This window comes from Streptomyces sp. NPDC048002 (genome assembly GCF_040653275.1).
GTDB lineage: Bacteria > Actinomycetota > Actinomycetes > Streptomycetales > Streptomycetaceae > Streptomyces.
Map to the genome: position 1 here is coordinate 60,714 of NZ_JBEZNL010000028.1, position 20,042 is coordinate 80,755.

Sequence of the window (20,042 nt, forward strand, 5' to 3'; positions counted from 1 at the left end):
CCTCACTGACGGCGGCCGGAGCCCCGCACAATGGAGGCGTGAGCGAATCTGTCCCCGTCAGCCGGGCCGTCGATCACGGCACCGCCAAGCTGATGCCCGACGTCGACCGGGAGCGCGCCTGGCTACTCACCGTGGACGGGGCTCCCCAGTCCTACGTCGACCTCGACGAGCCGACCCACCTGGAGTTCGAGTACGCCCGGCGGCTCGGCCACGTCCTGGACGTCGTCGCGGAACCCGGGCTGCCGCTGGAGGTGCTGCACCTCGGCGGCGGGGCGCTCACCCTGCCCCGGTACGTGGCGGCGACCCGGCCCGGCTCCCGGCAGGACGTGGTCGAGGCGGACCGGGGGCTCTCGGAGCTGATCGCCGAGCAGTTGCCCCTGCCGGACGGCGCCGGGATCACGCTGCACGCGGCGGACGCGCGGGCCTGGATCGAGGGGGCGCCCGCCGCTTCGGCCGATGTCCTGCTCGCCGATGTCTTCGGCGGCTCACGGGTGCCGGCGCACCTGACCTCCGCCAGCTACGCCCGTGCGGCCGAGCGGGTGCTGCGCCCGGACGGCGTGTACCTCGCCAACCTCGCCGACGCCGCGCCCTTCGGCTTCCTCCGCTCCCAACTCGCCAACTTCGTGGCCGTGTTCGAGGAGCTGGCGGTGATCGCGGAGCCCGCGGTGCTGCGCGGACGGAGGTTCGGCAACGCCGTGCTGGTCGCCTCGCACCGCCCGGTCGACCTCACCGCCCTGACCCGGCTCGCCGCCTCCGACGCCTTCCCGGCACGTGTCGAACACGGTCCGGCGCTGAGGGAGTTCATCGGCAGGGCCCGCCCGGTGCGGGACGAGGACGCGGTGCCCTCACCCGTGCCCCCCGACGGGACTTTCGGCATCGGCTGAGGGGCGCGCGGCCGAGGTCACCTGCCGGGTGCGGCGGCGCAGGTTCCGGATGTCCGGTACGCACAGCGCGCCCGCCGTGACCACCACGACCAGCGCGGCGCAGCCCCACAGCGCCGAGGTCCGCCCGAACGCCGACTCCGCGGGGCCGGCCAGGGCGGTGGCCATCGGCACCAGGGCGACCGAGCCGAACCAGTCGTAGGCGGCGACGCGGGAGAACTTCTCCTCCGGGATCTCCTGGTGCAGGGCGGTCATCCAGCTGACCCCGAACACCTCCAGCGTCACCCCGGTGACGAACATCACCGCGCACAGCAGGCCGACGGAGACCGGGATCGCGAGGGCGGCGGAGGGAAGCGCCAGCGGGAAGACGCACAGGGTGCCCGCGAGGAGCAGGCGGCGGGGCTTCCAGCGGGTCATCAGCAGGGCGCCCGCGACCGTGCCGGCGCCGAAGAAGCCCAGGGCCAGGCCCCAGGGTCCGGCGCCGCCCAGATGGTCCCGGGCGACCAGCGGGCCGTAGACCGCGTCCGCCGCGCCGACCACCGCGTTCGCCACCGAGAACTGCACGACGACGGCCCACAGCCAGGTCCGGCCGGTGAACTCCCGCCAGCCCTCGCGCAGGTCGGACAGCAGGCCGCCGCCCGGCGCGCGGGGCGCGATGTGACCGACGTCGAGGAAGGCCCGGAGCGACCCGGCGACGCCGAAGGCGACGGCGTCCGCCGCCAGCACCCAGCCCGGCCCGATCGCGGCGACCATCGCGCCGCCCAGCGCGGCACCGCCCACCGCGGCGCCCTGCATGGCCATCCGGAAGACGGCGAACGCCCGGCTGACCTGCTCACCGCTGACCGAGGAGAGCAGCATGCCCTCGGCGGCGGGGGAGAAGAACGCGTGCCCGGTGCCGCCCAGCGCGGTCAGCAGCATCATCTGCCACAGCTGCGGCTCGCCGGTGAGGACCAGCAGGGCGAAGGCGCCCTGGGAGACAAAGTTCAGCGCGTTGGCGGCGACCATCACCCGGTGCCGGGGGAGCCGGTCCGCGACCGCGCCGCCGATCAGCAGGAACAGCACCAGGGGGAGCGTCCGCGCCGCCGCCACCAGGCCCACGTCGCCGCCGTCGCCGCCCGTCTCCAGCACGGCGAAGGCGGCGGCGATGAGCGCGCCGTGACTGCCGAGGTTGGTCACGACCGCGGCGGCGGTCAGCAGCGAGTAGTTGCGGCCCGCCCAGGTGGGGCGGTGGAGCGAGACGGTGGGTTTCACCTGGCGACTATCACCGCGGCGGGGCCGACTTGCCAAGTCGGTTCCCGACCGTTCTCACCCCCGCGACCTGCGCCTAACTGTCGGTGGGCATGCTCTCCGTGAGGCGGACGGTGCTCAGGATCTTCTGGACCGTCGCCTCCGGGAGCTCGTCCTTGACGCCCTTGGCGCCGAACAGGTTCCAGGTGACGTAGTCGCCCGCGCCGTTCTCGAAGGCGAAGGTGATCGCCTTGCCCTCGCTGTCGCACTTGCCGTTCTGCGGGGTGTTCTCCGAGTGGGCGGTGATGAGGCTGCCCTCGATGCCGGAGGCCGTGGTGTACGGCTTGGGCTTGCCGTACTTCACGCTCTTCTTGTCCGGCTGGGTGTAGCCGCCGTAGATCCACCACGGCACCCGGGTCAGCGCCGCCTCGTCCAGGTCCTTGGCTCCGCCCTCACCACGGGTACCGGCGGTGACCAGGGCGGTGTCCTCGGTCCGGCCGTCCTTGTCGGAGTCGACGGTGCACCACTTGGACTTCAGATAGGCCGGAGCGGTGACGGTGGTCCGGTCGAGCTTGCCGTCCTTCTCCTCCCACTCGAAGCCGACGCTGGTGTCCGCGCTGTCGATCTCCCAGTCGGCGGGCACGTCGAACATCGTGCCGAACCGCGTGTTGACGACGACCTTCCAGCCCTCGACGGTCGGTTCCAGCTCCTCCTCGCCGCGCGGGTCGTCGTCGCCGGAGCCGGACGGGCTGGGGTCGGCCGACTTGCTCACGGTGGGACTGGGGGACGCCTTGCCGTCCGCCTTGTCGTCCTTGTCGTCACCGCCGAGCACCAGGACCCCGGTGACCCCGGCCGCCACGACCACGGCCGTGGCCGCCACGATCGCGACCAGCTTGGTGCGGTTGCCGCCGCCACCGCCCTGCGGCGCCGGTGACCCGGCCGAGGTCGGCGCACCCCACTGCGACTGCTGCCCGTAGGGGTTGGGCTGCTGATAGCCGGGCTGCTGATACGGATTCGGCTGCTGGTACCCCGGCTGCTGGTACGGGTTGTTCGACTGTTGCGGGTTCTGCTCGCCCCCGGGCGGCTGCTGTCCTGGCCACATGGGCAGTCACCCTAGCGGCGCCATGGACACGATTCGGTCACCGGGTCTTGTCAGGGACGTAGCAAAGCGGCGCGGGGTCCGGGCCGGGGGCCGCTGCGACCGGTGGCGGGAGGATCACGGCGCGAACCTGGCCAGCCGAGGCTACTCGTGGGTAACATGCCGCCATGAGCGCAGATCAGATGTCGATCGGCGAGTTGCTCGCCGCCACGGTGCCGATGGTTCGGACGCTGAACCTGGAGTACCGGGAGACCACCCCGGAGAAGGCCGTCCTGGTACTGCCGGACCAGGACGAGTACCGCAACCACGTCGGCGGGCCGCACGCCGGCGCGATGTTCACGCTGGGTGAGTCGGCCAGTGGCGCCATCGTGCTCGCGGCCTTCGGCGACCAGCTCTCGCGTGCCGTGCCGCTGCCGGTGACCGCCGAGATCGCCTTCAAGAAGATCGCCCTCGGCCCGGTGACCGCCACCGCGACGCTCGGCCGGCCGATCGACGAGGTCGTCGCGGAACTGGACGCCGGTACGCGCCCGGAGTTCCCGGTGAGCGTCGCCATTCAGCGCGAGGACGGCGCGGTGACCACCGAGATGACCGTCGTGTGGACGCTCCGCCCCAACAGCTGAAAGCTCAAATCCTCCTCAGCGGGTCCCGTACCGGGGCCCGCTGTGTCTTTTCCGGACCACGAGTTCCAAATCGGGTGGGATACCGGCGGTAACTAATCCGCATTCCACGCTCCTTACCCGCGGGGCCTTCGAACTTCTTGTTTCCCGTGAGTAGTTCGTGCGAAGGTGAGCGACCCCTGACCGGCCGAGCCGCTCTCACGCCGTTCAGGTATGCACCAATCGCACGCCCGCTTTTCGACGGACGGCCCCACCGACTGTCGTACGGCGGCTTGGAAGGAACGTTCCATGCCACCCCCCAACCCCCCACGTCCGCCGTACTCCCCGTGTCCCGGCGCCGGTTCCCCGGACTCCGACCGCGACCTCGTCGCCCGGCTGGGCCCCTCCGGCACCGGCGCCGAGGTGCCGCTGCTGATGGCGAGGCACTGGCGGGCCACCCACGCATACGCGTCGATCTGCCTGGCCACGGCCGGCAGCGCCGCGTCGATCGTGACCGCCGCCGCCTTTCACCGACTGCTCGGCCAATCCTCCTGCGGCGCCCTGCGGCCGTACCTTCTGATGACCGTGCGGGACACGGTCAAGGAATGGGTGGCCGATGAAAGCATTTCCGCCGTTCTCCCGGAACTCCGCAAACCCACCGGAGGCCGCGGACTGCGCGCGGCGCGGCCCGCCACACCGGAAAGGAGACAACTCGCCGAGCGTGCCTTCCGGGCCCTTCCGGACGCCTCGCAATGTCTGTTGTGGCACGCCGAGGTGGAGGCGGACCCCCTTTCCGTACCGGCCCGTCTGCTGGGCATCGACACCGCTACCGCCTCGGCCGCGCTGGAACGGGCCCGCGAGCAATTCCGCCTCGCCTGTGTGGGCGCCCACCACGAGTACGCGCCCACCGCGGAGTGCCGGCACCACAACCGCCTGATCGGCCTCCCGGTCCGCCGGGGCGGCTCCCCGCTGCCCGACGTCCGTCGGCACCTGGCGCACTGCCGCTACTGCCGGCACGCGGCCGAACAGCTCGGCCACTTCGAGGACGACCTCGGCACCCTGCTCGCCGAGACGGTCCTCGGCTGGGGCGCACGCCGCTATCTGGACTCCCGCCCCGTCCGCGCCGCCGCGCGCACCGCCCCGGTCCGGCGCCACCGGCGGCCCGCCCCCGCGCGGGTGCCGCGATCCTCGCAGGCACGCGCGAGGGCTGTCGTCGGGGTCGGCGTCCTCTCGCTCGCCCTGCTGGCGACGGTGCTCGTGAGCGACGGCGGCCTCGGCGACAACGGTGTCCCCGACCCGCGGGGCACCTGGAGTGCCGAGCACACCACGAAGGGAACCCCGGCGACCGGCACCGCCGCGACCCGCACGCTCGGACCGGACAGCGGCCGCTTCGTCAACCTGGGCACCGGGCTCTGCCTGGACGTCCGCGGCTCCGCACCCCGCCCCGGCGCCCCCGCGGTGCTCGCCGGCTGCTCGGCCGCCGGGTCCCAGCAGTGGTCGTACCAGGACGACGGATTCCTGCGCAGCGCCGCCGATCCGGCCCTCTGCGTGGCCTCGCCCGCCGGTGGCGGCGCCGTACGGCTCGCCGGCTGTTCCGGGCACGGCTCGGAGACGCGCTACGACCTCACCGTCCACGGCGAACTCCTGGCCCGGGACGACGGCCGCGGCGCCCTCGCGCCCGGCCCCGGCCGGACGGTGACCGTCGCCGACCGGGACCTCTCGGCCGCCCAGAGCTGGCGGTTCGAGGCGGCGACCGCCGAGCCGCGGCGGGAGCGGTCGCCCGGCGCCGGGCCGGACCGCGCGCCGACCCGGGACCGGCAGCCGTACGCGACGCGGCTCGCCGCGGCCGACGGCGGTACCGCACCCGAACCGGCCCTCGGCGCGGACCGGCCGGAGCCGGCGGGCGCACTCCCGGCCCGGCTCACGGAAGCGCTCACCACGCTGCTCTCCCGGCCGCACCCGCGCGTCACGACCCCTTCGGGGTGAGCGGGTAGGCTGCCCCGGCGCGCGCGGCCACGAGCGCGCGCCGGGAACAGGCCCGTACAGGAGAGGAAGCGGCGTTGCACGTCCAGGAATGGCTCGAAACGGTGCCCCCGCTCGCCATCTATCTGCTGGTGGGCCTGGTCATCGGGCTGGAGAGCCTCGGCATCCCGCTGCCCGGCGAGATCATCCTGGTCTCCTCGGCGCTCCTCGCCTCGCAGCACGGTGACATCGACCCCTTCGTCCTCGGCGCCTGCGCCACCGCCGGTGCCATCATCGGCGACTCCATCGGCTACGCCATCGGCCGCAAGGGCGGGCGCCCGCTGCTGGCCTGGCTCGGCGGGAAGTTCCCACGGCACTTCAGCGAGGCGCACATCGCGACCGCCGAGCGGTCCTTCCAGAAGTGGGGCATGTGGGCCGTCTTCTTCGGCCGCTTCGTCGCCCTGCTGCGCATCTTCGCCGGCCCCCTCGCGGGCGTCCTGCACATGCCGTACTGGAAGTTCCTCGTCGCCAACGTCCTCGGCGGCATCCTCTGGGCGGGCGGCACGACGGCGGTCATCTACTACGTCGGCGTGGTCGCCGAGTCCTGGCTGAAGCGGTTCTCCTGGCTCGGGCTGGTCGCGGCGGTCCTCATCGGCCTCGCGTCGTTCCTGGTGGTGCGCCGCAAGGCCAGGAAGGCGCAGGCCCACGGGACGGCGGAGCCCGACCTGGTGCCCGCCGGGGAGTAGTCGGGGGTGCGGCGCGTCACCGGCCGCACCCTCTCGTCGACTACTTCTCGCCGTCGTGCTCCTCGCGGTGCGCCTGGGCGAGTCCCGCGTACATCGTGCCGTTGAGGGTGAGCCCGGCGCGCTCCTCCTCCGTCAGCTCCCGCCTGACCTTCGCCGGTACCCCGGCCACCAGGGAGCCGGGCGGCACGACCATCCCCTGCGGCACCAGGGCCTGCGCCGCCACCAGGGACCCGGCGCCGATCACCGCGCCGTTGAGCACGGTCGCCCCCATGCCGATGAGGCAGTCGTCCTCCACGGTCGCCCCGTGCACCACGGCGTTGTGCCCGATGGAAACACGTTCCCCCACGGTGACCGGGAACCCGGGGTCCGCGTGCAGCGTGCAGTTGTCCTGCACATTGCTGCTCGCCCCCACGGAGATCCGCTCCACGTCGCCCCGCAGCACCGCCCCGTACCAGACGCTGGCGCCCCGCAGCAGCGTCACATCGCCGATCACCGAGGCCGTGGGCGCCACGAAGACGTCCTGGTCGACCTTCGGCTCCCGGCCGCCGATGCCCTTGATCATTCCTGCCTCCCGGTCAGCTGGTACCCGGCACGGTACGCCACCCGTTGGGGCGAAGATCACAGCCCCATCACCGTATCCGGGCGCCGTGCGCTCAGTACCGTGAGCCCGTGCCGAAGAGCAGGAACACGTTCTCGTCCTGGAGTCGCCGAGCGACCCAGCGCGCCGTCCACGCCGGCTGGGCCTGGGTGCAGCGCACCGGCTCGGTGACCGCCGAGCGTCCCGGCCGCCTCCGGTTCGGCGCGATCGGTGAGGCCACCCGGCTGGCCTTCCCGCTCGGCACGGTCTTCGGCGAGCCGTGGATCCACCTCGGCTCGCACTGCATCGTCGGGGAACAGGTCACCCTGACCGCGGGCCTGATGCCCGACCTCGACCTCGGCCCCGAACCGATCCTGCGCATCGGGGACGGCGTGGTCCTCGGCCGCGGCAGCCATGTCATCGCCGACACCACGGTCACCATCGGCAGCGACTGCTACTTCGGGCCGTACGTCTACGTCACGTCCACGAACCACTCCTACGACGACCCGCACGAGCCGATCGGCAAGCAGTGGCCGCGGATGGAGCCGGTGTCGATCGGACCCGGGTGCTGGATAGGCACCGGCGCGGTGATCCTGCCCGGCGCGCGGATCGGCCGCAACGTGGTGGTCGCGGCCGGTGCCGTGGTCCGCGGTGTGGTGCCGGACCACGCGGTGGTGGCGGGCGCGCCGGCCAGGGTGGTCCGGCGCTGGACGCCCGCCGAGGGCTGGCAGCCGCCGCTCAGGACGCCCGCGCCGGTGCCGATCCCGGACGGGGTGACCCCGGAGCAGTTGGCGGCGCTCGCCGAGCTGGACGAGGAGACGGTGGCCCGGCTGGCGCGGCTGGACGCCGAGGGCTGAGCGGGACGTGCTGCCGCGGGCGCCCTCGCAGTACAGTTCGGTGCACGATCGGTGCAGTTCACCGTAGTTCATCGGACCAAGACGTTGGGCGGAATGTGTCGGACCTCGATCTGCTGACCCAGTCCCTGGCGCGCAACGTCAAGCGCTGGCGCACCGAGCGCGGCTTCACCCTGGACACGCTCGCCGCCCGTGCCGGGGTCAGCCGCGGCATGCTCATCCAGATCGAGCAGGCCCGCACCAATCCCAGCCTCGGCACGGTCGTGAAGATCGGCGACGCGCTGGGCGTCAGCATCCCCACCCTGCTCGACTACGAGCAGGGCCCGAAGGTGCGGGTCGTGCCGGCCGAGCAGGCCGTGCGGATGTGGCACTCCGAGACCGGCGGCTACAGCAGGCTCCTCGTCGGCACCGAGGCCCCCGGGCCGTTGGAGATGTGGAACTGGCGGCTGATGCCCGGCGAGAGCAGCGCCTCGGACCCGCATCCCTCCGGCACCGTCGAACTCCTCCACGTCACCTCGGGCGAGTTGACGCTGACCGTCGACGGCGAGGCGCACCGCGTCCCGGCGGGCGCGAGCGCCTACTTCGAGGCGGGCGCCGCGCACACGTACGGCAACGACGGCGAGGTACCGATGGAGTTGGTGCTGGTCGTCTCCGTGCCACCGGTGCGCTGAGCCCCGCCGCGCGGTTGCTACCGTGCGGCCATGCGCGCACCCATCGGACACTTCGACCGTGCCGTCCCCGCCCCCGACTGCCTCGACGAACTGAGCACCCCCGTCGCAGCGGCCCTGCGGGACTGGAGCGGCAGCGTCCCCGCCGACCAGGTCGTCTACGTCGACACCGACCCGCAGTGGGCCGACACCGCCGTGTTCGTCGAGCACTACGGGCGGGAACTGCTGGAGCGGTCGGCCAACTGCGTGGTGGTCGCGGGCAAGCGCGGCGGCGAGACCACCCTGGCCGCCTGTGTGGCGCTCTCCACCACCCGCGTCGACGTCAACGGTGCCGTCCGCCGCCAACTCGGCGCCCGCAAGGCGTCGTTCGCCGCCATGGACACCGCCACCGGCGAGACCGGCATGGAGTACGGCGGCATCACCCCGATCGGACTGCCCGCCCACTGGCCGGTGCTGGTGGACTCCGCGGTCGTCGACCTGCCCTACGTCCTCGTCGGCAGCGGGCGCAGGCGGGGCAAGCTGCTGGTGCCGGGCAAGGCGTTCGCCGAACTGCCCGGCGCCGTCGTGCTGGAGGGGCTCGGGCTCGCCTGACCTCAGTGCGCCGTGTGGTGGGCCAGCGCCTGGTGCGGGTCCGCCGTGCCGGGCACCGGCGCCGGGTCCGCGTGCACCAGGGCGGCGGTGAGCCGCGGGATGGCGTGCAGCAGGGCGTGCTCGGCGTCCACGGCGATCGCGTGCGCCTGCCGTACCGTCGCCTCGCCGTCCACCACCACCGCCACCTCGGCCCGCAGCCGGTGCCCGATCCACCGCAACCGCAGCTCGCCCACCGCGTGCACCCCCGGGACCTGCCCCAGCGCCCGCTCGGCCCGGTCCACCAGGGCCGGGTCGACGGCGTCCAGCACCCGCCGGAACACCTCGCGTGCCGCGTCCCGCAGCACCAGCAGGATCGCCACGGTGATCGCCAGCCCCACGACCGGGTCGGCCCGCTGCCAGCCGAGCGCCGCACCGCCCGCGCCCAGCAGCACCGCCAGCGAGGTGAAGCCGTCGGTGCGGGCGTGCAGGCCGTCGGCGACCAGCGCGGCCGAGCCGATGTCGCGGCCCACCCGGATCCGGTACCGCGCCACCCACTCGTTGCCCGCGAAGCCCACCAGCGCCGCCACGGCCACCGCCGGCAGGTGCTGCACCGGACGCGGATCGAGGAGCCGCTCCACCGCCGCCCACCCGGCGAACGCGGCCGAGGCGGCGATGGTCAGCACGATCGCGAGGCCCGCCAGGTCCTCGGCACGCCCGTAGCCGTAGGTGAACCGCCGGGTCGCCGCGCGGCGGCCGAGGACGAAGGCGATGCCCAGGGGGACGGCGGTCAGCGCGTCGGCGGCGTTGTGCGCGGTGTCGCCGAGCAGCGCCACCGAGCCGGACATCAGCACGACCACTGCCTGGGCCAGAGCCGTCGCGCCGAGCACCGCGAGCGAGACCCACAGGGCGCGCATGCCGCGCGCGGAGGACTCCAGGGCGGCGTCGACCTTGTCGGCGGTGTCGTGGGAGTGGGGCTTGAGGAGATGGGCGACGCGGTGCCGGAGCGGGTGGCGGTGAGGGGGATGGGGGTGGTGGTCAGCGTGGGTGTGAGGGTGGTGGTGCGACTCGGTCACGGGTCCCCCTTGCGGACGGTGTCGGTGGACTTGAGCGGTCCGCTGCCGCCATTATGTGCGTATGAGCGCACGCATGCACCTATCACCTGCGCACCCTGCGCATCCGCACATCCCCGGCGAGGAACAGCTCGCGCTCGCCGCCGAACTCCTCGCCCTGCTCGGGGACCGCACCCGGCTGACCCTGCTGCACGCCCTGACCGGGGGAGAGGCCGACGTCACCACGCTCACCGAGGCGTGCGGCGCCGCCCGCCCGGCCGTCAGCCAGCATCTGGCGCGGCTGCGGCTGGCCGGACTCGTGAGCACGCGCAAGGAAGGCCGACGGGTGGTCTACGCGCTGCGCGACGGCCACCTGCGGCGGCTGGTGGACGAGGCGCTGAACGTGGCCGACCACCGCCTGAGCGACCGGCCCCCGCACGACTGAGGGCGAGCACGGCGGGGCCCGCGCTCAGCGGGTGGGCGTCCTGCCGAGGTACTGCTCCGCGAAGGCCAGCGCCGCCGAGGGGGAGGCGAAGAGACGGCGCAGCCGGGCCAGCGTGGTGCCCGCCCGGTGCGGGTCGCCGGAGGAGGCGCCGTGGTACACCTCCGACAGCCACTGCGAGAACTCCTGGTACTCCCAGACCCGGCCGAGGCACGCCCCCGAGTAGCCGTCGAGACCGGCCGACTCGCCCCGCGTGACGTACGCGACGAGCGCCTCCCCGAGCAGGAAGGCGTCGTGCAGGGCCAGGTTCATGCCCTTGGCGGCGATCGGCGCGGTGAGGTGCGCGGCGTCCCCGGCCAGCAGGAGCCGGCCGAACACCATCGGCTCCACGACGTAGCCGTGCAGGTCCAGCACCCGCTTCTCGATCAGCCGCCCCTCCGTCAGCGGCGGCGCTCCGGCCGCCCCGAGCCGCTCCCGGAGTTCGGCCCAGACCCGGTCGTCGGGCCAGTTCCCGAGGTCGTCGCCCGGCGGGCACTGGAGGTAGTAACGGGTCACCTCGGGGCTGCGGGCCATGTGCCCGGCGAAACCGCGCGGGTGCACGCCGAACACCACGCAGTCGTTGGACGGCGGCGCCTCGGCGAGCAGCGCCAGCCAGCCGACGCCGTGGTCGTACCGCGCGATCCGGACCCGACCCGGCGGGATCGCCTCCCGCGACACCCCGCGCGCCCCGTCGCACCCCGCGACGAAGTCGCAGTGGACGAGCTGCCGTTGGCCGGAATCGGGGTCCGTGTACGACACGGAGGGCCGCTCCGATTCGAGGTCGTGCAACTCCACGTCGCGCACCCCGAAGCGGACCGCGCCGCCCCGGACGTCCGCGTACTCCCGCACCAGGTCCGTCACCAGCAACGGCTGCGGGTAGATGTAGTGGTGATCCCCCGTCAGCTCCGTGTACCCGAGGCGATGACGCTCCCCGGCGAAGCGGAACTCGCACTCCTCGTGCACCTGGGCGCGGGCCGGCAGGTTGCCGGCGAGTCCGCGCTCCTCCAGACCGCGGACCGCCCACTCCTCCAACACGCCCGCCCGGGGCCGCTGTTCGATGAAGGCGCGGCTCTCGGTCTCCAGGACCAGACAGTCGACGGACGCGGCGCGCAGGATGTTGCCGAGGGTGAGCCCGGCCGGTCCGGCGCCGACGACGACCACCGGAAAGCGTTGCGGGGAAGGGGAGTTGGGGTGGGGGGATGAGAACGTTATCCGAGCATTATGTTGCCCCCGGCGGGTGGGGCCCCTGCGACCGGGGTCAGGCGTCAAGTGCGCAGCGGAAGCCCGCGTGACCGCTGGAACTGTCCGGGGTGTTGGAGCTGCGGGCGGCCACGCGGTAGCGGTTGCAGTAGGAGACGTGGCACAGGTGGGAGCCGCCGCGGATGACCTTGGCGGTGCCCTCCGCCGCACCGGCCGGGTCGACGGAGCCCCGGTGCCCGGTGGACCACCAGTCGGCGCACCACTCCCACACATTGCCCGAGGTGTTGTACAGGCCGAAGCCGTTCGGCTCGAACGCGGTCACGGGCGCCGTGCCCCGATGGCCGTCGGCGGCGGTGTTCCTGGTGGGGAAGGTGCCGCGCCAGATGTTGCAGCGGAACTCGCCGTCCTGGTCCAGTTCGTCGCCCCACGGATAGCGGCGTCCCTCCAGGCCGCCCCGGGCGGCGTACTCCCATTCGGCCTCGGTGGGCAGCCGCTTGCCCGCCCAGGCCGCGTACGCGGTGGCGTCGTACCAGGACACGTGGACCACCGGGTGGTCGCCGCGGCCCGCGAGGTCGCTGCCCGGGCCCTCCGGCCGGTCCCAGGAAGCGCCCGCCACCGCGCACCACCAGGGCGTCCGCTCCGGTCGGGGCGCGCCACGGCGCAGCGCCGCGGGCAGGAACCCGGCGAAGACGAAGGACCAGTCCAGGCGTTCGGCGTCGGTGACATGACCGGTGTCGGCGACGAACGCAGCGAACGCGTCGTTGGTCACCGCGCAGGTCTCGATCCGGAACGGCTTCAGCCGTACCGTCCGCACCGGGCCCTCGCCGTCGTCGGGGAAACCCTCGCTGTCCTCGGCGCCCATGAGGAACTCACCGCCCGGCAGGAGCACCGTGCCGTCGACGGCGGCGGGCCCGGTCGGGGCGGTGTACGGGACGGGAGCGGGAGCCGTCGGGGCGGACGTGCCGCCGCCGGACGAGGGCATGCAGCAGGGAGCGGGGGACTGGGGCTCGTGCATCGGCTCATCCTCGTGGACCTGAGGCGGGTGCGGGGTCCCTGTCTACGGCATGGTCCGGGCAGCGGTCCGGCCGGGTCGGCGTCTCCGCCATGGTCCGGGCGGCGGTCCGGCCGGGTCGGCGTCTCCGCCATGGTCCGGGCGGCGGTCCGGCCGGGTCAGCGCAGGAGCGGGATCTCGATGGCCGGGCAGCGGTCCATCACCATCTCCAGCCCCGCCGCGCGGGTCCGCTCGTAGGCCGCCTCGTCGATCACGTCCAGCTGGAACCAGACCGCCTTCGCGCCCTTGGCGACCGCCTCGTCGGCCACCGGTCCGGCCAGCTCGCTGTTGACGAAGACATCGACGACGTCCACCTCGAAGGGGATGTCCGCCAGGGAGGCGTAGCCCTGCTCGCCGTGCACCGTCTCCGCCTTGGGATGGACGGGCACCACGCGCTTGCCGTGGCGCTGGAGCACCTGGGCGACGCCGTACGCAGCCCGCCGCCGGTTCGACGACAGACCGACCACGGCCCAGGTGTCGCCGAGTTCGGTGAGGATCTTGCGGATCGTCGCTTCGTCGCCGTACACCCGTGCCTCCTAGGCCCCATGACATGCCCGTGCTCCGGCCGTTCTCCGGCCCGTCCTGGGGAGAACGGCCGGGAGCGCGCGGAGATTCCCCGGACCGCGCTGTCCGGAAACGGCTTCGCGTGCTGCGCCGGGGCGCCCGCCCGCCTAGGCTCGGGGAGTGCTGCGCATCACCGACGCCCGAACGGGCGCGTCCGTCGACGCCACGCCCGCCCGGCGCGGCCTGACCCGGGTCGAGGCCCATGTGTCGGGCTTCGACACCGGCGCCCTGCGCGTGCTCCTCGTCACCGACCTCCTGGTCCGGGCCCTGGAACTCGGCGGCACGCCCGTCTGGGCGGTGCTCCGCACCGGCCACGAGCAGCCGGAACTGCGGGCCGGCGCCGCCGCCCTCGGTATCCGCCCGCTGGAGGACGGCCGGGAGGTCGGCCGGAGCCTGGGTGAGAAACAGGTCATTCACGTCGTCGCGGCCGACGCGGGACCGGAGGCGGACCAGGGCCCGGAGGGTGTGCGGCTCGCCGTCGCGCCGGTGCACGCGGCGTCGCCGGCGCCCCTCGCGGGCGCGGACCCGGTCGCCCTGCGCCTGGCCCTGCTCACCCCGCGCCGGGACCGGCCCGTACGGCTGGACACGGAGGCCCTGACCGAGGCCCACGACACCCTCGCCCGGTGGCGGCACGCGGTGGCCGGATGGGCGCGGCACCCCTCGCGGCCCATCCCGGACCACGTCCGCACGGAACTGCGCGCGGCCTGGGAGGACGATTTGGACGTGCCCGGCGTGCTGCGCCTGCTCGCCCGCGTGGCCGAGGAACCGGAACTCCCCGACGGCGCCCGCTTCGAGACCTACGCCTACGCCGACCGGCTGCTCGGGCTCGACCTCGTCCGCGACCTGGGACACCCGCTGTGATCGCGCGCGCCGGCACGGGCCCGCTGCGCAGACTGGTCGTCCTGCGGCACGCCAAGTCGGCCTGGCCCGAGGGGGTCGCCGACCACCGCCGTCCGCTCGCCCCGCGCGGTCTGCGGGACGCCCCGGCCGCCGGCCGCGCCCTGGCCGAGTCCGACCTGCTGCCCGACCTCGCCCTGTGCTCCACCGCGGTACGCGCCCGGCGGACCTGGGAGCTGGCGTCCGCCGAGTGGGGCACCCCGCCGCCCGTGCGGTACGTGCCGCAGCTGTACGCGGCCGAGGTCGCCGATCTCCTCGACGCCGTGCACGCGACGCCGGACGCGGTGGAGACGCTGCTGCTGATCGGGCACAACCCCGGTCTCGAACAACTGGTGACCGAACTCGCCGGGGACAGCCTGGACGACGCGCTCGACGCGGTCCGGGTGAAGTTCCCCACGTCCGCCGTCGCCGTACTGGCCTGGCGCGGCACCGCCTGGAGCGCCCTCGCCCCCGGCACCGCCCTGCTGACCTGGTTCGCGGTGCCCCGCGGAAGGAAGGACCGGCCGGCCCTGTCATAGGCTGGCCGGATGCAGGACGAGTACCGCACAGTGGCCCGCGCGGGCGTGCACGAGACCGAGGTCAACCGCTCCCGCTTCCTGTGCGCCCTCGCCCCGGCGGCCACCGAGCGGGAGGCCCAGGACTTCCTCGCCGCCGTCCGCAAGGAGCACGCCGACGCCACCCACAACTGCTTCGCCTACGTCATCGGCGCCGACGCCGCGGTCCAGAAGGCGGGCGACGACGGCGAACCGGGCGGTACCGCCGGCGTCCCGATGCTCCAGATGCTGCTCCGCCGCGACATGCGGTACGTGGTCGCCGTCGTCACCCGCTACTACGGCGGCGTGAAGCTCGGCGCGGGTGGCCTCATCAGGGCGTACGGAGGTGCCGTCGGCGAGGCACTCGACGCGCTGGGCACGATCACCCGCCGCCGCTTCCGGCTGGCCACGGTGACCGTCGACCACCAGCGGGCCGGCAAGGTCCAGAACGATCTGCGCGCCACCGGACGCGAGGTGCGCGACGTCCGCTACGGCGAGGCGGTCACCATCGAGATCGGGCTGCCCGACGCCGACGTCGACGCGTTCCGGGCCTGGCTGGCCGACGCCACCGCCGGGACCGCCGGGTTCGAACTGGGCGGGGAAGCATACGGAGATGCCTGACACAACGGTTATAAGCGGCGATCTCGAAACGGGTAGGACGGTCGATACGGGAGTAACCGCCCGTGATGTCAGACCCGGCCGTTAGTCTTCGGGGATCATGAGGCTCCTGCACACGTCCGACTGGCACCTGGGCCGGGCGTTCCACCGCGTGAACATGCTCGGCGCCCAGGCCGACTTCGTCGACCACCTCGTCACCACGGTGCGTGAGCGCGAGGTGGACGCCGTGGTCGTGTCGGGAGACGTGTACGACCGGGCGGTGCCCCCGCTCGCCGCCGTCGAACTCTTCGACGACGCCCTGCACCGCCTCGCCGCCCTCGGCGTACCCACCGTGATGATCTCCGGGAACCACGACTCCGCCCGCCGGCTCGGGGTCGGCGCCGGGCTGATCGACCGCGCGGGCATCCATCTGCGCACCGACCCGGCGGCCTGCGGGACGCCCGTGCTGCTCACCGACGCCCACGGCGACGTGGCCTTCTACGGCCTCCCGTATCTCGAACCGGCCCTGGTGAAGGACGAGTTCGCGGTGGACCGGGCCGGACACGAGGCGGTGCTGGCCGCCGCCATGGACCGGGTGCGCGCCGATCTCGCGGCACGCTCGCCGGGCACCCGTTCCGTGGTCCTGGCGCACGCCTTCGTCACCGGCGGCGAGGCCAGCGACAGCGAACGGGACATCACCGTCGGCGGGGTCGCCGCGGTACCGGCCGGGGTCTTCGACGGCGTCGACTACACCGCGCTCGGCCACCTCCACGGCTGCCAGACCATCACCGACCGGGTGCGCTACTCCGGCTCGCCGCTCGCCTACTCCTTCTCCGAGGCCGCCCACCGCAAGAGCATGTGGCTGGTCGAACTGGACGCCGAGGGCCGGGTGAGCGCCGAGCGGCTCGACTGTCCCGTGCCGCGCCCGCTGGCCCGGATCCGCGGCACCCTGGAGGACCTCCTCGCCGATCCGGCCCTCGCCCGCCACACGGACGCCTGGGTCGAGGCCACCCTCACCGACCCCGTCCGCCCCACCGAGCCCATGGCCCGGCTGACCGAACGCTTCCCGCACACCCTCAGCCTGGCCTTCGACCCCGACCGCTCCCCGGACGACCCGGACGTCTCCTACGCCCGGCGGCTGGCCGGACGCGACGACCAGCAGATCGCCGAGGACTTCGTCGCCCATGTGCGCGGCGCCGGACCGGACGAGGCCGAGCGCGCCGTCCTGCGCGACGCCTTCGACGCGGTCCGCGCGGACGCGGTCGTACGGGAGGTGGCCCGGTGAGGCTGCACCGGCTCGACATCACGGCCTTCGGCCCCTTCGGCGGCTCCCAGAGCGTCGACTTCGACGACCTCTCCGCGGCCGGGCTGTTCCTGCTGCACGGCCCCACCGGGGCGGGCAAGACCACGGTCCTGGACGCCGTCTGCTACGCGCTCTACGGCACCGTGCCCGGCGCCCGCCAGACCGGCCAGGGCCTCACCCTGCGCAGCGACCACGCCGAACCCGCCACCCGCACCGAGGTGCGCCTCGAACTCACCGTGTCGGGACGCCGGTTGGAGATCACCCGGCAGCCGCCCTGGGAACGCCCCAAGAAGCGCGGCACGGGCACCACCCTCGACAAGGCCCAGAGCTGGCTGCGCGAGTACGACGCCACCACCGCGGCCTGGAAGGATCTCAGCCGCTCCCACCAGGAGATCGGCGAGGAGGTCACCCAGCTGCTCGGCATGAGCCGCGAACAGTTCTGCCAGGTGGTCCTGCTGCCCCAGGGCGACTTCGCGCGCTTCCTGCGCGCCGACGCCGAGGCGCGCGGCCGGCTGCTGGGCCGCCTCTTCGACACCCACCGCTTCGCCGAGGTGGAGAAGCGCCTCGCCGAGCGCCGCCGCGCCGCCGAGGCCGAGGTGCGCGAGGGCGACACCGCGCTGCTGGCCGACGCCCACCGTATGCAGCAGGCGGCGGGCGGCGCCATGGAGCTGCCCGCACTCGATCCCGGCGAGCCGGGCCTCGCCGAGGCCGTCCTCACCGCGGCCGCCGTCGCCCGCAGCACCGCGCGCGAGGAACTCACCGTCGCCCACTGCCGGTTGGCCACCGCCGAGTCCGCCCAGCACGCGGGCGAACGCGCGCTGGCCGACGTACGGGAGACCGCGCGTCTCCAGCGCAGGTTCGCCGAGGCGGGCGAGCGGGCCCGGCTCCTGGAGGAACGGGCCGACGGGTACCGCGAGGCACAGGCGCGCATGGAGCGGGCCCGCAAGGCCGAAGCGGTGGCCCCCGCCCTGGAGTTGCGGGACGACACCGACGCCGAACACCGGCGGGCGGACCTCGCCCGCGCCCGCGCGGGCGCACTGCTCCCGGACGCTCTCACCGAGGCCGGCGCCGGTGTGCTCGCCGCCGAGGCGCGGCGGACCGCCGAGGAACTCGGCGGCCTGGAGTCGGCCCGCCGCGCCGAGCAGCGCCTGGCCGGACTCGTCGACGAGCGGGCCGGACTGGACCGTCAGGAACGAGCCGACGAGGACGTCCTGGAGGAGACCGGGGCATGGCTGGCCGGATGGGAGACGGCCCGCGCGGCTCTGCGGGCCCGGATCGACACCGCCCAGGAGGCCGCCACCCGCGCCGAGCAGATCGCCGGCCGACGGGATCCCGCGGCGAAGCGGCTCGACGCGGCCCGGCTGCGTGACCAGCTCGCCCGGGACACCGACACCGCCGCCGAACTGGCGCGCGGGGCACAGGAGAAGACCCTGGCGGCCAAGGCGCACTGGCTGGAGGTGAAGGAGCGGCGCCTGAACGGCATCGCGGCCGAACTCGCCACCCAGCTCGCCGACGGCGAGCCCTGCGCGGTCTGCGGCGCCACCGAACACCCCGCGCCCGCCCGCAAGGACGCCGGGCACGTCGACCGGGCCGCCGAGGAGCGTGCGCTCGCGGCCTTCCAGGCCGCGGAGCGGACCCAGGGCGAGCAGGAGCGCCGGCTCGGTGTCGTCCGTGAGGCGCTCGCCGCCGCCTCCGCCGAGGCCGGGGACACGCCCACCGGGCGCCTCGTCGAGGAAGTCGAGGAGCTGGAGCGGCTGTTCACCGCCGCCCGGCACGAGGCGTCCGACCTCCTCGCGGCCCGAGAGGAGCTGTTCGGCGCCGAGCAGGAACACGAGCGGCGCACCACGGCCCGCCGGCAGGCCGAGGTGCGGACCGCCGCGCGGGTGGGGCACCGCGAGCGGCTCGACCGCGAACGGGCTTCGCTGGAAGCCGAGTTGGCCGAGGCCCGGGGCACCGAGGACAGCGTGGCCGCCCGCTTCACCCAACTCGAACGCCGGGTCGCGCTGCTCACCGACGCCGCCGACACCGCCCGGGCCGCCGAGGACAGCGCCCGGCGCCTCAAGGACGCCGACGCCCGGCTCGCCGACGCCGCGTTCCGCGCCGGCTTCGACACCCCGCGGGCCGCCGCCGACGCCCTGCTGGACGGCGCCGCGCACCGCGAACTCCAACGGCGCCTTGACGCCCACCAGGCGGAGGAGGCCGCGGTACGGGCCGTGCTCGCCGAGACCGACACCACGGCCGCAGCCCAGCGCCCGCCCGCCGACCTCGCCGAGGCGGAACGGACCGCCGCCGAGGCCGCCCGACGCCTGCGCGAGGCGTCCTCCGCGCGCGACGCCGCCGACCGGCGCTGCGCCGAACTCGACCGGCTCTCCGCCCGCTCGGCGGAGGCCGTACGGCGGCTCGCGCCGCTGCGCGCCCGGCACGACCGGGTGGCCCGCATGGCCGGGCTCACGGCGGGCACCTCGGCGGACAACGAACGCCGGATGCGCCTGGAGTCCTATGTCCTGGCCGCCCGGCTGGAACAGGTCGCGGCCGCCGCGACGGTACGCCTGCGCCGGATGTCGTCCGGCCGCTACACGCTGGTTCACTCCGACGACCGCTCCGGACGCGGCCGCAGCGGGCTGGGGCTGCATGTCGTCGACGCGTGGACCGGGCGTGAGCGGGACACGGCGACCCTGTCCGGCGGCGAGACCTTCTTCGCCTCGCTGGCCCTGGCCCTCGGGCTCGCCGACGTGGTCACCGACGAGGCGGGCGGTGTCCGGCTGGACACGCTCTTCATCGACGAGGGCTTCGGCAGCCTGGACGACCAGACCCTCGACGAGGTCCTGGACGTGCTGGACTCCCTGCGGGAACGCGACCGCAGCGTCGGCATCGTCAGCCATGTCGCAGACCTGCGCCGCCGAGTCCACGCCCAACTGGAGGTAGCAAAAAGCCGAACAGGCTCAACCCTCCACCAACACCCGACAACCTGACCGAGACCACCCCGCAGGGGCGCGAGGAACGGCGCGACCCAGCCACAACGTCCCCGCGGCCAACCACGGCGCCGACCCCCCCAAAGGGGCGCGGGGAACTGCGCGACAAACCACGACGGTCCCGCGGCCAACCACGGCGCCGACCCCCCAGGGGCGCGGGGAACTGCGCGACCAGCCACAACGGCGCCGCAGCCGAAACCACTCACCGCGGCCGA

At 74.1% G+C, this 20,042-nt stretch carries 20 protein-coding genes; 13 read left to right on the forward strand and 7 right to left on the reverse strand.

Translation table 11 applies throughout. The features are described from left to right. Positions 1 to 38 precede the first annotated feature (38 nt). Entirely contained in the window at positions 39 to 884 is an 846-nt protein-coding gene (locus AB0E07_RS28270) for a fused MFS/spermidine synthase (RefSeq protein WP_362258077.1), read from the forward strand. Here AB0E07_RS28270 and AB0E07_RS28275 read toward each other — a convergent pair. Both AB0E07_RS28275 and AB0E07_RS28280 read right to left on the reverse strand, forming a co-directional pair. Beyond that, positions 846 to 2,132, reverse strand: a complete 1,287-nt coding sequence (locus tag AB0E07_RS28275) for an MFS transporter (protein ID WP_362258080.1) — start codon at positions 2,130 to 2,132, stop codon at positions 846 to 848. The genes AB0E07_RS28270 and AB0E07_RS28275 overlap by 39 nt on opposite strands. Before the next feature lie 73 nt (positions 2,133 to 2,205). Continuing rightward, a complete protein-coding gene (locus AB0E07_RS28280; RefSeq protein ID WP_362258083.1) occupies positions 2,206 to 3,210 on the reverse strand; it encodes a hypothetical protein in 1,005 nt (334 codons plus the stop codon). Positions 3,211 to 3,389: 179 nt separating this feature from the next. Here AB0E07_RS28280 and AB0E07_RS28285 point away from each other — a divergent pair, with 179 nt between their 5' ends. The 3 genes from AB0E07_RS28285 to AB0E07_RS28295 all read left to right on the forward strand — a co-directional run bounded on the left by AB0E07_RS28285 (position 3,390) and on the right by AB0E07_RS28295 (position 6,511). Continuing rightward, positions 3,390 to 3,827 carry a DUF4442 domain-containing protein gene (locus AB0E07_RS28285; protein WP_362258165.1) on the forward strand — a complete coding sequence of 146 codons (438 nt, stop codon included), beginning with the start codon at positions 3,390 to 3,392 and terminating at the stop codon, positions 3,825 to 3,827. A 285-nt stretch (positions 3,828 to 4,112) separates the two neighbouring features. Next, on the forward strand, positions 4,113 to 5,789 hold the full coding sequence (locus AB0E07_RS28290) for an RICIN domain-containing protein (RefSeq protein WP_362258086.1): 1,677 nt from the start codon (positions 4,113 to 4,115) through the stop codon (positions 5,787 to 5,789). Between the two features lie 74 nt (positions 5,790 to 5,863). Beyond that, a complete protein-coding gene (locus tag AB0E07_RS28295; protein WP_362258089.1) occupies positions 5,864 to 6,511 on the forward strand; it encodes a DedA family protein in 648 nt (215 codons plus the stop codon). A 40-nt stretch (positions 6,512 to 6,551) separates the two neighbouring features. Here the strand turns inward: AB0E07_RS28295 and AB0E07_RS28300 are convergent, their stop codons facing one another. Further along, positions 6,552 to 7,073 (reverse strand): gamma carbonic anhydrase family protein, encoded by a 522-nt coding sequence (locus tag AB0E07_RS28300; protein WP_362258092.1) that lies wholly within the window; start codon positions 7,071 to 7,073, stop codon positions 6,552 to 6,554. A gap of 107 nt (positions 7,074 to 7,180) precedes the next feature. Between AB0E07_RS28300 and AB0E07_RS28305 the strand changes: the two genes are divergently transcribed. From AB0E07_RS28305 to AB0E07_RS28315, 3 genes are all read left to right on the forward strand, one after another. Next, positions 7,181 to 7,945, forward strand: coding sequence for an acyltransferase (locus AB0E07_RS28305; protein WP_362258095.1), 765 nt, complete (start codon positions 7,181 to 7,183; stop codon positions 7,943 to 7,945). A 95-nt stretch (positions 7,946 to 8,040) separates the two neighbouring features. Then, complete coding sequence (locus AB0E07_RS28310) at positions 8,041 to 8,613, forward strand: helix-turn-helix domain-containing protein (protein ID WP_362258098.1); 573 nt, start codon at positions 8,041 to 8,043, stop codon at positions 8,611 to 8,613. A gap of 30 nt (positions 8,614 to 8,643) precedes the next feature. Continuing rightward, a complete protein-coding gene (locus tag AB0E07_RS28315; protein WP_362258100.1) occupies positions 8,644 to 9,201 on the forward strand; it encodes a YbaK/EbsC family protein in 558 nt (185 codons plus the stop codon). Between the two features lie 2 nt (positions 9,202 to 9,203). Here the strand turns inward: AB0E07_RS28315 and AB0E07_RS28320 are convergent, their stop codons facing one another. Further along, positions 9,204 to 10,253, reverse strand: a complete 1,050-nt coding sequence (locus AB0E07_RS28320) for a cation diffusion facilitator family transporter (protein ID WP_362258105.1) — start codon at positions 10,251 to 10,253, stop codon at positions 9,204 to 9,206. Between the two features lie 61 nt (positions 10,254 to 10,314). Here AB0E07_RS28320 and AB0E07_RS28325 point away from each other — a divergent pair, with 61 nt between their 5' ends. Next, the gene (locus AB0E07_RS28325; protein WP_362258108.1) at positions 10,315 to 10,674 is read left to right on the forward strand and encodes a metalloregulator ArsR/SmtB family transcription factor; all 360 of its coding nucleotides are present in this window, start codon (positions 10,315 to 10,317) and stop codon (positions 10,672 to 10,674) included. 24 nt (positions 10,675 to 10,698) lie between these two features. On the opposite strand, the gene AB0E07_RS28330 is transcribed toward AB0E07_RS28325, so the two are convergent. The 3 genes from AB0E07_RS28330 to AB0E07_RS28340 form a co-directional block, all read right to left on the reverse strand. Beyond that, positions 10,699 to 11,922, reverse strand: coding sequence for a 4-hydroxybenzoate 3-monooxygenase (locus AB0E07_RS28330; RefSeq protein WP_362258168.1), 1,224 nt, complete (start codon positions 11,920 to 11,922; stop codon positions 10,699 to 10,701). Positions 11,923 to 11,968: 46 nt separating this feature from the next. After that, complete coding sequence (locus tag AB0E07_RS28335) at positions 11,969 to 12,925, reverse strand: formylglycine-generating enzyme family protein (protein ID WP_362258111.1); 957 nt, start codon at positions 12,923 to 12,925, stop codon at positions 11,969 to 11,971. 155 nt (positions 12,926 to 13,080) lie between these two features. Then, positions 13,081 to 13,488 (reverse strand): CoA-binding protein, encoded by a 408-nt coding sequence (locus AB0E07_RS28340; protein WP_362258115.1) that lies wholly within the window; start codon positions 13,486 to 13,488, stop codon positions 13,081 to 13,083. Positions 13,489 to 13,645: 157 nt separating this feature from the next. Between AB0E07_RS28340 and AB0E07_RS28345 the strand changes: the two genes are divergently transcribed. The 5 genes from AB0E07_RS28345 to AB0E07_RS28365 all read left to right on the forward strand — a co-directional run bounded on the left by AB0E07_RS28345 (position 13,646) and on the right by AB0E07_RS28365 (position 19,827). Then, positions 13,646 to 14,386, forward strand: coding sequence for a hypothetical protein (locus AB0E07_RS28345; RefSeq protein ID WP_362258117.1), 741 nt, complete (start codon positions 13,646 to 13,648; stop codon positions 14,384 to 14,386). Further along, a complete protein-coding gene (locus AB0E07_RS28350) occupies positions 14,383 to 14,940 on the forward strand; it encodes a histidine phosphatase family protein (protein WP_362258120.1) in 558 nt (185 codons plus the stop codon). The genes AB0E07_RS28345 and AB0E07_RS28350 overlap by 4 nt, the downstream gene beginning before the upstream one ends. A gap of 9 nt (positions 14,941 to 14,949) precedes the next feature. Then, positions 14,950 to 15,576 (forward strand): YigZ family protein, encoded by a 627-nt coding sequence (locus AB0E07_RS28355; RefSeq protein WP_362258123.1) that lies wholly within the window; start codon positions 14,950 to 14,952, stop codon positions 15,574 to 15,576. 97 nt (positions 15,577 to 15,673) lie between these two features. Further along, entirely contained in the window at positions 15,674 to 16,837 is a 1,164-nt protein-coding gene (locus AB0E07_RS28360; protein ID WP_362258126.1) for an exonuclease SbcCD subunit D, read from the forward strand. Next, positions 16,834 to 19,827: an SMC family ATPase gene (locus AB0E07_RS28365; RefSeq protein WP_362258128.1), complete on the forward strand. Its 2,994-nt coding sequence runs from the start codon at positions 16,834 to 16,836 to the stop codon at positions 19,825 to 19,827. Before AB0E07_RS28360 ends, AB0E07_RS28365 begins: the two co-directional genes overlap by 4 nt. The last annotated feature ends 215 nt before the right edge of the window (positions 19,828 to 20,042 follow it).